This window comes from Alkalibacterium iburiense (assembly GCF_039521845.1).
GTDB lineage: Bacteria > Bacillota > Bacilli > Lactobacillales > Carnobacteriaceae_A > Alkalibacterium > Alkalibacterium iburiense.
Genome location: NZ_BAAACW010000042.1, coordinates 1 through 12,819 on the forward strand (window position 1 = coordinate 1; position 12,819 = coordinate 12,819).

The window sequence follows — 12,819 nt, forward strand, 5'->3', positions numbered from 1 at the left end:
GCAAACAAATATAAAAGTGATAAAATCAACACTGATAAAGCTTTTTAGAAAAACTATGAATTATTCAGGTTCATAATTAACGTAAGCTTTTTGCAGATCATTGAGACTCTTTATATCTTCTTTACAATACCTAATACATTCATCAATATATGTGCTATCTAAATTACTATCTAATCCTCTGTATTTATAGTAAAAATTTTGGAGTTTAATATAGGTGAAGTGCCGATCAATAATATTATTCCTTGTATTATTTAATTCATTTAATAACTCACTTTCTTCGACTTTATCAAATGTTAAAATTGTATTTTTTTTACTTTTTTTCTTCTTTTCATCTTTTGGCGCTTTACCTTCTTTTCTTAAATCTGCTAATTCAACTTTCACAGTCTCATGAGTTTCATAGAGTAGGTCGTAAAAAGTTTTTTTAATTATAAATGATTCTGTTAATAAAGGAATATTTATCTCTTTTTCAGATATCGATACATTTGCAAACATTCTCATTTCTTCAGTTCTCAGCTTATCATAATCTTTCTTTTTTAAGATATCATTAAGTAATATTGAATTTCGGTCATACCTTTTTTCTATTATGTTTAACAATGTTTTATTAAATAACTCAGGATATTTTGAAATGTATCGCTTATTAGTGAATTCAAATGTTTTAGATAAACGTATTATATCTGTTGAGTTTAAAGGTAATCTAAAACTATAAGCACTTAGTAAAAATAAGTTATCTGAGAATTTAAGTTTATATTCTTTATTACTAGACTCTATAAATCTAGTCATCATATCAGGCCTTTGTTTGTAAATACATGAAAGTATCAGAGCATTACCTGAATAATATTGGAAGGATTCGTTCTTATGAACTTCTCTTAGTTTATTAATAACATGAAAAGCTTCTTCATATTTATCTCCTAATAAAAATCTTTCTAATCCATAATATAAAAGAAATACATAACCAATATCATAAGATGAGTTGTAGGGATTTGAAAGATAATGCAAATAATTCGATCTTTGATCAGGCGATAAACTAGAATATGCGGGATAATAAGGTAATTTTGATACATCAGATTGTATAACATCTTTTGTAATTGGTAGCTCTATATCTATTGCACTAGGTTCTGAAGTTTCAACTGAAGTCTTAATAGTGTATCTTATCCCACCAATTTCAAATTCAGTTATTTTATTAACTTTATCAGAGTTAAAGTTCTTCTTAGGTCCATTCTTAATCCAGATTATGTCCTTAATATCATTATGCAAAGTAAAATTAATTTCACTTAACTGATTTTCTTTTTGTGGAGTTTTTGCCGAAAGTTTTTTTGCCTTCCTTTTAAAAAAATTTAGTATTTTCAAGTTATAACCACCTTTTAAAATTATACTTTATTCAAATAGTTTTTCTGTTGCTTAAATCATAGTTTGAGTTTTGTCTAATTCCTGGTAAGAGATGATTGTTTTACTGGACTTGTTATATTTAAGTTGGAAATTTTTATATCGACTCGACACAATAATCTGAACTTCCTTTTTATTAATAGGTGTAATTTTTGTGATTCTAAGATTTTTTCTATTCACACCGCTAATTGAAACAACATAGTCAATCACAATCTTAGGATTAAATTCCACAATAGAGGCACGTTCTTCATTTTCAATTAAGTTTATAATCTTTTCATAAGAACGTTTTCCAATTTCATTTAATGCACCCGTCGCAATTGCACCGATAATAAAAATAAAAAATTGATGGTAGTCACCAGCTCCACGTTCAAATGCACTTTGCCCTACTAAATAACGCTTTGATTCGGGTTTTCTTGAATCGATAGATAATTCATAATCTTTTATTTCTTCAGGATCAGCCCACTCAATCGATAAGAACGATACTTCTTCATCTACGTCGTCTATCTTATATGTTTGATTTTCAATTACTTCTGGAACATCATTAGATATAGAGTTTAAATAATCAATTATAGCACTTATATCTTCACCGAAATATATATGAACATTTAGATAGCAAAAAGAGTCAAATTCTTCAGCTTTTATATAAAGACCATCACCATATTTATCAAAAATTAGTTGTCTTAGTGTAAAAACGATTTTCTGTATACTGACATTTGTAAATATATCGATTTTTTTTAAATGTTTAACTTCTTTAATCGATAATCCAGCGTTAATAAATATAGGCCTATATAAATCGATATATACCTTTTTGAATTCATTCATGGTTTAACTCCTCATCCACTTTGTAGTATAGCTTAATTGTTACTCTTCTGACTCAAAATCATCATAATTAATCTGATACACTACATATTCTTGTGCAGGTTCGACTCCGACTTTATATTCAATCATTAACTCTGTTAGTTGAATTCCATCAATTAATACAATTCCTTGATTTTTCGCGAATTCTAGTGCTCCTTTTGAAAAGCTCGAGGTAGTTATGAACACACCTCTATCTGCATTAACACTCGCAAGTGCTCCATAAAAACCTTGTATTGCTGGTCTTCCGATAACATTCTTTTCTGCATATCTTTTCACTTGTAAATAAACTGTACTTGTTCCTAGTGGGTCTTGATTAATTATCCCGTCTATTCCACCATCGTTTGACTGTGTCGTCACTTGAACATTACCATTTTTACCGCTATACCCCATCATATCTAATAACTTTACAACCAGTTTCTCAAAAAAGATAGGATCCGTTTCACGCAGTTTGTTTAATAGTTCTATTTCTACCTCATTATTTCTTTTATTAATTAACTTCTCCACGACTTCTTGATGGTTTTCTTCATTATCTAAACTAGTGATACTTATATTGTCTTCCATACTATCTTCTGATTTATCTTCTGAACGTTTACTTCTTAATTTAAGTTCTTCCATGTAGGCTATATATTCTGGTTGTTCTTGTAATACATCTGCAGTTAATTTATCTCCATAGCTTTTTAATAATCTATTTCCTTTTTCTGTTATTTGATAAACTGCTCGTTTAGGACGGGTTATCGCATTTGCCTTGTATAAATCGGCCAGTGCAAATCCTATTCGATTATACAGCACGGATTGAGAGCTCTCATTATTTGAATATTCTTGACTTCTTAATTTTTGAGGTACATCTAAAAACTCCAGTACTCGCTTTACAATAACTCCTCTAGTCGTTTCTTCACCATTTTTTAAAACTTCCAATATATATGGAATAAAAGAATCCCATGTGGGTAATCCACTGGAAGAAAGTTTTAAATTTTTCCAATCTTTATTCACTAAAAAAACTCCTTTTAAATTTTGTCTTTATAGTTTTCGTAAAATAATAGACTATGTATATCAATACTTAATTTAAGCGTTCTCATTATGAACTATCTATAGGTCATCTGCTTCTCATTTCTTAAAGCTATGGTAACTTAATTATAGAGGTTCACTGGTCTTTTTGCATTTAAATCCAATAAATTGGTGCTAATGAATGGAAGATTATTTTATACTCTTAAAAGACTAACTAATCAAGAAAGAAAGGTTAGTCTTTTACTGTACAATTATTTAATTTCAAGTTCTAAACCGAGTAAACTATCTGCTGTGACTTCAAAGAATGGGCTAGCTTGATTAAATGTCTACCATATCTTTGAAGCTGCTAGAGAGGGTGCAATACATTAACGATTATTAAAAATTCGTGTTTTAAATTTATGTACTAAATAAACAAAATTTAGGTATAAAATCTGCTTTAGCCAATGATTCAAAAATCTTACTGTTGGGCAATAGACTTACATTCCATGAGCACTTAGGAATTGACTTCCAAGTTCACGCAACATGTTTGCAGCTTCATCAGAGATTGTAGGATAGTCTCCCATGTAACCATAGCTTCCTCTGCTTACAACAGCAATAAAGTGATTTCCAGCATTGTCAGTGCCAGCTAACAGGACATCTTTAACTCCTGTATCTACTACTGCAGCAGTAATTTTACCTCCACCAGGTATATTTCTATTTAATGAATATTCATGTCCTCCTCTTCCATCTTCATCAGTTTTAGTTGCTCCACTTGGCACTCCTGGTGGTGCCGGTGTTGAAGGAGCTGGTGTTGGTGCAGGACCAGTACTTTCTTCAGGTTTTGATTCCTCTTTAGAAGGAGTAGGTTCAGAACTAGCCTCATTATCCTTGTTTTGTGGTTCTGAAGAACTTACGCTTTCTCCTCCAGTTGAACCTGAGCTCCCTGAGTTAGAGCTTTCAGTTGAACTTGAATCACTTGAACCAGATGCCTCGCTTGATGAGCCAGTTGAGCCAGAGTTGCTTGAACCACCAGTTGATCCTGCTGATTCACTTGATGAACCTGTTGAGCCAGAATTACTAGACCCACCAGTTGAAGCTGTATTAGTTGAGCCGGTTGAACCAGAATTATTTGATGAAGCAGATGAGCTTGTGCTTTCAGTGTCTGAATTGCCAGTCTCTGTAGCCACTTCGTCAACATTAGTTTCTTCTTCAACTTCTTCTTCAGGTTTTTCAACTGTTACCATAACTGTTTGTTTTACACTATTTCTATGGTTGTTAGCAAAGCGTGCTGTGACTTCTACCTCATGCTCGCCTTCGTTTTTTAAATTGAATTCTTCAGGGTAAGAGAATAAGAAGTCTAATTCATCGCCTTCTTCTAATTCAGGAGTGAGTCCTTTAGTCATTTGTGCTTCCAAGTCTTCTTTAGAAATCTCAGTTTCCAAAGTCAACTCAGTGAACTCATTTAATTTTAGTTCTCTATTATCTTCAACAACTACTGTTAAATCGAAAACCATTTCATCAATTTCAACTTCATGATTCGATGTTCCAATTTCTGAAGTGTCAATTTCTGGAGTGACATCAGCCGTTTTAATGCTCAGTTCTTCTCCATCACTGATTACCTCATACTCTTCTTTCAGATTTTCTTTGTAATCTAAAGTTAACTCAAGTTCACTTTTTTCTGGGGTTTCCTGGGCTGTCGCTAATTCATTATCCAAGTCCCTATTCATTGATGATACTCCACCAATGACTCCTCCTGTTAATACGATACCTGCGACTGTAACAGCAGCAATAGTTTTTTGTTTCTTTGTCATCTTTTTGATTCGTTCCAATATAATTCCTCCTATAATTATTGTTGTCTACAATCTAATATCTCAGATTATTACTGTATACAATTGTACATTACTTATGAATAAATTGTAACTCAACTACGAAGAAGAGCTAAGAATTTACGAATAATTCATATATATCATGTTTCTGTCAGTCCTTGGATATTAAAACCCATCAATCAAAAAGATTGGATACTACATTTTTAAAAAGCTATTAAGGGTTCTAAAAATAATTGAGTATAAAAAATCAAATTAAACCCAAAAGACAAAACCACGTCTAGATATCACTAGTACGTGGTTTCAATATCTATAAAATTGTGAGCAAAATATAATAGGGCTAATTAATGTCCCTTTTATTTAGCGAATACTTGTAAATACTTATGATTTAAAACAATTTTAAAATAGTTAATCAACTTTCGTATTGTCTTAAAGTTTAGCACAATATCTATAATTTATATTAAAGCAAGTTTAACCATTGTGGAATAGTTAACGATAAAGCCGGAATATAAGTGACGAATAACAATATAACCGTAACTGCAGCTAAGTAGGGGATTAGTCGCTTAAAAACCGATTCTATTGATAAATTACTAATTCCACATGACACAAACAAAACGGACCCAACTGGTGGAGTCATTGTGCCAATACACATAGCCATTACTAAAACTACTCCAAAATGTACAGGGTGCATACCGAAACTTTCTGCAATCGGTAAAAAGATTGGTGTAAAAATTAGTAATGCTGGTGTAATATCCATAAACGTACCTACAACAAGTAAAATGACAATCATTAGGAAGAAAATAACATTGGCACTACTTGTGATTGATAGCATAGCTTGACTGATTGCATTAGGTATACCACTGTAAGCCATCACCCAAGACATTGCTGACGAAGCAGAAATTAAAAATAAAATTATCCCACTTGTTCTAGCACTGTCTATAAGAATCTTAACCATTGATTTCATCGTTAGACTTCTATATATCAAGGAAAGGATGAAACAATATAATACAGCAATCCCAGCTCCCTCAGTAGCCGTAAAGACCCCGCCTACAATTCCTCCTATAACAATTACTATCAATAATAAACTTGGTAAGGCATCTAATGTAGCTTTGACTTTCTCTTTTACACTAGTCTTTTCAGAAACAGAATAATTATTCTTTTTAGCATATAGGTAAGCAATTATCATAGTAGATAATCCCATAAGAATGCCCGGGATATAGCCTGCCATAAATAAGGCAGAAATGGATACTCCTCCAGCAACTGTCGAGTACACAATAAAAGCTGTAGTTGGAGGAATTAATAATCCCGTAGGGGCTGAGGCTATATTAACACTTGTCGCAAATGCTGGATCATACTCTTCCTCTTCTTGAATAGGATAAAGTGTACCACCGATAGCGGCAGATGCAGCTACGGCAGATCCTGACAGAGCACCAAAAAACATATTGCCTAAAATATTGGCATGAGCTAATGAACCTGGTATTCGTCCGACAAAGGCTTGTGCAAAATTGACTAACCTCCTAGCAATACCTCCGTTATTCATAATGTTACCAGCTAAAATAAACAAGGGGACCGCTAGTAAATTAAAACTTTCAATTCCGCTGTTCATTTTTTGCATGATAATAAACACTACTTGTTCAAATGGCAAGGTTGCTAACGCTGTAACGAAAGAGGATATTAAAATACTGATGGAAATAGGAACACTTAAACCTAAAAGGATAAAGAAAACGACAAACAGCAAAATTGTTGTACCTGTGATATCCATACTCTATTCCGTCCCTTCTGAATTCGGTCTTTTAGTGGCTTCAATAGATGTACTATCTGGTGGTAATACTGGGGCTTGTGCACTCTTTTCCGTAGATACGGTTTCTACTTTTCCAGTAAAATCTTCCCATATATTAATGATTTGTATTATGACGATGAATATACCTGAAATAGGCCCCATCGCATAAACTAAACTCCTAGAAACCCCTAGTAAAGCAGAGCGCACCCCAAGTACACTAATAGTTAACTGAGTGCCGCCATAAACCATAATAACTAAAGCGAATAATAGAACTAGAGCGTCCACGAATATAAGTAAATAACGCTGCTTTTCAATAGACATTTTTTCTCGAAAATAAACCAACGCCATATGTTGTCGGGTAACAAATGCATAAGCCGCTCCAATGAATCCTGTCCATATTAATAAATATCTAATTGATTCTTGGGTAAAGTCACTGGGATTATTCAAAATATAACGGGCAAATACTTGGTAAATAACTAGCAAAGACATAATAGTTAATAACAAAGTAGAGAGAATTGCTAACGTAATATTAATATATTTTTTAAGATTTCTCATAACCTTTTCCATTTTTCTCCTCCTTCTTTTAATTAATATTTTGAATAATATCTACAACTTCTTCAACATTATTATATTCATCGATGTAGTCTTGAATAATGTGTTCAGTAGCTTCTCTGAAAGACTCTTTATCAACATCAGTAATAAAAGTTACATCCATTTCGTTTTCTGCAACCTCGATTGCTGCTTGAACGGCTTCTTCCCACATTTCTTTATGTTCTTCCGTAGATTCCTCAGCTGCATTAAGAATGATTTCACGATTCTCTTCACTAATTTGATCCCATGTGGCCGCACTCATGACCAATACATCTGGAATCATTGCATGCTCAGTGTAAGAGTAAACTTTCGCTACTTCCCCATGTTGTCCTTCAGTTAATGCTGTTTCATTATTTTCGGTACCGTCTATCATACCAGTTTGCAATGAAGTATACACATCACCATAAGCCATAGCTACGGGGGTGCCACCCATTGCACTTATCATATCGGTTTGTGAACGCATATCTTGAACTCGAATGTTCAGTCCATTAAGATCTTCAGGAGATTTTACCGGCTGATTAGCGGTATAAAATGATCGTTGACCAGAAGTATAGTATGTTAAAGTGACAAAACCTTCCTCGTCTGCTGTACTTCTAAAAAACTCTCCCATTTCTGGGGAGTCCATTACTTGGTAAAAATGATCTTGATCGTTAAATAGAAATGGTAAGCCAAAAGCGTGATAGGCGTCATAGTAATTGGCCATACCCGGAGAAGCTACTTTTACCATATCTAATACCCCAGCTTGAAGTTGTTCAAGCATTTCTGTTTCTGAACCCAATTGTCCATTTGGAAACACATTAAACTGTACTTGCCCATCTGTTTGCTCTTCTACTTTCTCAACAAAACTCATCATTGCTAAGTGTACCGTGTGTGATTCATTCATATTGTGTCCAATCGATAGTTGAAGTGTTGTATCACCCATATCGTCATTTTCACTAGACTCTAAATTTCCACATGCCATTAGTACGAGAGGTATCATCATAGATAAAATAACAGTGCCAATCTTCTTGCCAGAAAAAAATTTAATCATGTTTTCACTCCTTATCTTTTACATACCTATTAAATCTATTTCAGAAAAATCAATTTCAACTGAATAATCATCAGATATATTTGGATATTTTACTTGTACTGACTTCAGGCTCTGATCATAGTACCAGCCTATTTCAATCTCATCGAATTCTTTATTGTAAAGAATTTGAGGAATTTCACGATTATCAATCGTCACTTTAAATGGTGCATTTTCTGGGTTAATAATATCTAAATGAATAGATTCTACTTTAGATTCATAGCTGCCTTCTTTTTTAAATGAAAGCACTGTTTTCTGTCCCTTCTTCATCTCAATCTTTGTTCTTAGATATTCACCATCTTGATAATTTAGAGTTGTACCGTCATCTTCATACAATTCAAACACAGCATTTTTGTCTGGAGCACATATTATTTTTAAGTCTTTTACATTATCCATTGATAAATTATTAATCGTATTTTTTGCTATTGGTAGAATTCCTCCTCCTTTTATGAATAGAGGAATACTGTCTATTTCTACTGGATAGTCAATTGTTTGACCTCCATGGTAAAGTTCACGAGTATAGAAGTCGTAAAAGGTCTCGCCTTCAGGTAAATAGATTGATTTAGATGTCTCACCTTTTTCGACTATATTCGCAACCAGTAAACTGTCACCTAACATGAAGTGAACGCCTTCATCATAAACATTTTCATCTGACTGAAATGCGCTAACTAACGCTTCCATCATTGGTAATCCTGTTCTATTCGCTCGATCACTTAAGCTGTAAAAATACGGAGATAGTTGATATCGGAATTGAATCGCTTCCCGAATCATCGGCGTTATTTCTTTATACATCCAAGGTTCAGTTACAGTATTATCTGTATTCGTTGAGTGAATTGAGAAACGTGGATGAAAAATACCGTGTTGAACCCATCTCAAAAATAACTCTGGTTCAGGTGCAGGCCCTGAAAATCCTCCAATATCACAACCATGGTTGGACACACCTGATAATCCCATGCCTAATATCGTGGCTATATTGTATTTTAATGATTCCCAGCTCGTGTAATTATCCCCAGCCCAGGTTTGTGCATAACGCTGTATTCCAGCGTGACCTGAACGACAAACTATGAAAGGACGTACTTCCTCGTTCATTTCATTAATAGCTTCTTCAGTAGTATGACACATTAAATTCGACATAACCGTTCGTACCTGAGAAATATTCGTTGGCTCACCCTCAAAATAAGCTTCAAGGTCTTCATCAATTAATCCATCGTATTCACAATTATCATTCCAAATCGAATAGGTTCCTTTTGATAGAATAGTTTCCTTTAGATAGGTTTTCCAATGCTCTCTAGTGCTCGGTTTAGTGAAGTCAGCGTATGCGCCTTGTCCTCCCCACCATGCACCTATTCCTGGTTCTCCTTCTTTGTCTTTGATAAACATTTCTTTTTCTTTCATTTCAGAGAACAAAGGATTTTCCAGTAATAATGCAGGTTTAATATTGGGTGAAACTACTACCTTTTTTTCTTCCATTTTTTTGAAAAATGCCTCTGGGTCTTTAAACCGATTGTTATTCCAATTGAAAACACTCCTTCTAAATGTATCATCTACTAATATATTTGAATACCCGGATGACAATTGGAATCCATCAATAGGTATGCCTTCATTGTGACTTGTCTCAATGAATTTTACGATAGCATCATCTGCATCTTTTTCCTGTTCCGCATAATACATGGAAGAACCTAAATAACCTAAGCTATAACGAGGCAGCAAAGCAGATTTACCAGTCAAATCGGTGTAACGTTCTACAACATCCCGAATAGTTGGACCAGCAATTAAAAATAAATCAATATCTCCACCATCTGTTCTATATCGACTTTTTTTATGCCAATAGTTGCTATGCTCTCTTCCCATATCAAATTCACAGTAATAAGTATTATGATAGAAATAACCGGTGGCTTTTTTAGTATTTTTGTTTAGTTTTATATAAAATGGAATATGTTTATATAAGGAATCACGTTTTTGAGGATCGAACCCCATAGCATCAGTTGGTTTCATACTCATTTGAGTTTCTGCTTTATTTATTTCTCCTGTTTTTTCACCAAATCCATAAAAATAATCGTCCTCTTCTATTTCGCTTGAATGAGAGCGACGCAAGTTATTGTCTTCTAAGTACGCTAAGTCTGCCACATCTCGGTGGATGATTGTCCCATTTGAGTCAATGACAGTCATCCTCATAGGCTTTTTATCGATTTCTACTCGTATCTGACGTCCTATGATAATTACTTTGTCTTCTTCAAACTCTAACGTAGATTCTGCTACTTCCACTCTTTTTCTTGCTTTTCCTAACAGCTTATCCATTCTATCTTCCCAAGCTGTCATTACTAAACTATAAGATTCTTCAACAAAATCTCCATCAAAACCTGCTCGTATTCGAATAATTTCATCTGTTAAAAACCAAATACGAATAGTTACCTCATTTGTTAATAACTGATAATAGTTATCGACTTTTTCTACATCTATTAATTCTTTTGTAATTCTCATACTTTTATACCTCCATTATTTAAAAAACGCTTTCAATTGAACTTATTATCTAGAATTCGGTGAAATATATGATTTTTGTTGAATGGCCTCTCTAAACATACTGGGTGTCATACCAGTTCTTTCTTTTATAAACCGGCTAAAGTGAGAAGAACTTTGGAATCCACAAGCTAAAGCTATATCTTTGAAAGTTTGATCATCAGATATTTCTATTAAATATTTAGCTTGAGTAAATCGATAATACATTAAGTATTCCATTATAGTATGTTCGGTTATATCTTTAAATATTCTTGATAAGTAGGATGAAGTTAATCCTAGTTCTTTGCTGATTTTCTCGATAGTAATCTCTTTAGAATAATTGTTTTGCAGATAGAGTACTATCTCCTCTACATAATATTTTTTTGTATTTATGGATGCACTATCTTCAGGTTTGATTGGTCTGCACGCTCGATCAATGAACATCAATAGTTTAATAATGCCTAATTGAATTTCTTTTTTGATGAAATCAGTCTCTTCAAGTGATGTCAATCCCTGAAGATCAGCAATGATAAATCCTATTTTTTCTAAGTTTTCTTCATTTATCACACGACGAACACTTACAGAGTTTCGATTGAATGGAGCCATTAAAGATGAACATTCTAGCTTTTTCATTAGCCCATCCACTACATTTGACTTAAAATGTACAACACTTCTTACGTATTCGTTTTCATTTTTAATAACATGAGCCTTGTGAACGCTCTTTCCATTCATTAACAATACAGTTCCTGGAACCATGTTGATGATTTGATCACCAACAGTGTAATAACAATCTCCTCCATGAAAGACATATATTTCATAATATTCATGTGAATGGAAGTCCAGAGGTTCTACCTTTCCTTTAGTTTTAGAAAATGCAATAACCATTTATTTCCTCCTTTACTAAAAATGACACTGTCTTACACTTAATTTCATCTTTATTCTAATTGAAACACTTTTGCTTTTCATTACACTATTCTATTGTAAAGACTAAATTTCTTGCCTTAGACTGAACTCTCTCCTTCAAAAGCATATTTTTCAAAAATTTTATTTGCTATTACATAACTGCTACCTTGTTATCCATACCAAATCAATGGTCTAATGACAGACATTCGTATAATAATGAATAATATTATATAATATGTATTGCAGTTAACTGTGGATTCCATGCATAATTTACAGAACAATTGAGAACTTGAAATAGAATTTTAAGTTCTCTGGACCCTATTAAGTTAATAATTTTTCAATAATTTACTGAAATAAAAAAAGACAGACAACTTAATGTCTATCTCTTCATATCAACTTAAAAATAACTCACTTTTTACTCCAACATTTTTTGCCATTACCATATCGCTTTCGCCGAAACCTCCTCATTCCATATGCTATTTTTCTTGTTTTTTAGAAATATATATGCTGTAGACTATAATTAATAAAGCTAGAACTATAATATATTCGATTGTAAGGTCTCCTTTTTTCTTTATGATTTGAAAAGCTAAATTATAATCTTAAATCAATTCGTGTCAAATATATAAGCATCCCAAGATTCAGTTTTATCGTAGTCAAATTCGTTTATTAAACCATAAGCAAAGGGATCAACATCATCAGCTTCGATTTCAATAGTATGGAACTCCTCAAATAGGTGGTTAAGTACTTGCTTATAAAAATCAAGGTAACCATTTAGCTTATTAACATCTTTACCTCCAATATAACCTATCTCAATGCTATCTGAATCTTCGCTTTTATAAGAAAATATATAAGCTTCAACGGCCCCTGCATTCAGCATCACATAGGAATGTTTTTGACATAACTCTTCAGAAATAATTTCTTTCCAACGGGCATAT

Annotated in this window: 9 protein-coding genes and 1 pseudogene; all 10 read right to left on the minus strand. The window is 33.1% G+C overall.

The window, feature by feature from the left end; translation table 11 throughout:
* Nucleotides 1–60 precede the first annotated feature (60 nt).
* The gene (locus ABDZ53_RS03665) at nt 61–1,347 is read right to left on the minus strand and encodes a TerB N-terminal domain-containing protein (RefSeq protein WP_343754093.1); all 1,287 of its coding nucleotides are present in this window, start codon (nt 1,345–1,347) and stop codon (nt 61–63) included.
* Nucleotides 1,348–1,398: 51 nt separating this feature from the next.
* On the minus strand, nt 1,399–2,205 hold the full coding sequence (locus tag ABDZ53_RS03670; RefSeq protein WP_343754095.1) for a hypothetical protein: 807 nt from the start codon (nt 2,203–2,205) through the stop codon (nt 1,399–1,401).
* Between the two features lie 39 nt (nt 2,206–2,244).
* Nucleotides 2,245–3,231 (minus strand): restriction endonuclease, encoded by a 987-nt coding sequence (locus ABDZ53_RS03675; RefSeq protein WP_343754097.1) that lies wholly within the window; start codon nt 3,229–3,231, stop codon nt 2,245–2,247.
* Between the two features lie 491 nt (nt 3,232–3,722).
* Nucleotides 3,723–5,054: a hypothetical protein gene (locus ABDZ53_RS03680; RefSeq protein WP_343754099.1), complete on the minus strand. Its 1,332-nt coding sequence runs from the start codon at nt 5,052–5,054 to the stop codon at nt 3,723–3,725.
* A 454-nt stretch (nt 5,055–5,508) separates the two neighbouring features.
* The gene (locus ABDZ53_RS03685; protein ID WP_343754101.1) at nt 5,509–6,810 is read right to left on the minus strand and encodes a TRAP transporter large permease; all 1,302 of its coding nucleotides are present in this window, start codon (nt 6,808–6,810) and stop codon (nt 5,509–5,511) included.
* 3 nt (nt 6,811–6,813) lie between these two features.
* Nucleotides 6,814–7,395, minus strand: a complete 582-nt coding sequence (locus tag ABDZ53_RS03690) for a TRAP transporter small permease (RefSeq protein ID WP_343754103.1) — start codon at nt 7,393–7,395, stop codon at nt 6,814–6,816.
* A 16-nt stretch (nt 7,396–7,411) separates the two neighbouring features.
* The gene (locus ABDZ53_RS03695; RefSeq protein ID WP_343754105.1) at nt 7,412–8,449 is read right to left on the minus strand and encodes a TRAP transporter substrate-binding protein; all 1,038 of its coding nucleotides are present in this window, start codon (nt 8,447–8,449) and stop codon (nt 7,412–7,414) included.
* An 18-nt stretch (nt 8,450–8,467) separates the two neighbouring features.
* Entirely contained in the window at nt 8,468–10,966 is a 2,499-nt protein-coding gene (locus ABDZ53_RS03700) for a glycoside hydrolase family 31 protein (RefSeq protein ID WP_343754107.1), read from the minus strand.
* A gap of 45 nt (nt 10,967–11,011) precedes the next feature.
* A complete protein-coding gene (locus tag ABDZ53_RS03705; protein WP_343754109.1) occupies nt 11,012–11,866 on the minus strand; it encodes an AraC family transcriptional regulator in 855 nt (284 codons plus the stop codon).
* A 622-nt stretch (nt 11,867–12,488) separates the two neighbouring features.
* A pseudogene (locus tag ABDZ53_RS03710) lies at nt 12,489–12,819 on the minus strand (hypothetical protein); the annotation flags it as partial.

Bases quoted from the DNA above. Each gene is read 5' to 3' on its own strand.
- ABDZ53_RS03700 (WP_343754107.1), bottom strand. From the start codon at position 10,966: ATGAGAATTACAAAAGAATTAATAGATGTAGAAAAAGTCGATAACTAT.
- ABDZ53_RS03670 (WP_343754095.1), bottom strand. From the start codon at position 2,205: ATGAATGAATTCAAAAAGGTATATATCGATTTATATAGGCCTATATTT.
- ABDZ53_RS03695 (WP_343754105.1), bottom strand. From the start codon at position 8,449: ATGATTAAATTTTTTTCTGGCAAGAAGATTGGCACTGTTATTTTATCT.
- ABDZ53_RS03705 (WP_343754109.1), bottom strand. From the start codon at position 11,866: ATGGTTATTGCATTTTCTAAAACTAAAGGAAAGGTAGAACCTCTGGAC.
- ABDZ53_RS03690 (WP_343754103.1), bottom strand. From the start codon at position 7,395: ATGGAAAAGGTTATGAGAAATCTTAAAAAATATATTAATATTACGTTA.
- ABDZ53_RS03685 (WP_343754101.1), bottom strand. From the start codon at position 6,810: ATGGATATCACAGGTACAACAATTTTGCTGTTTGTCGTTTTCTTTATC.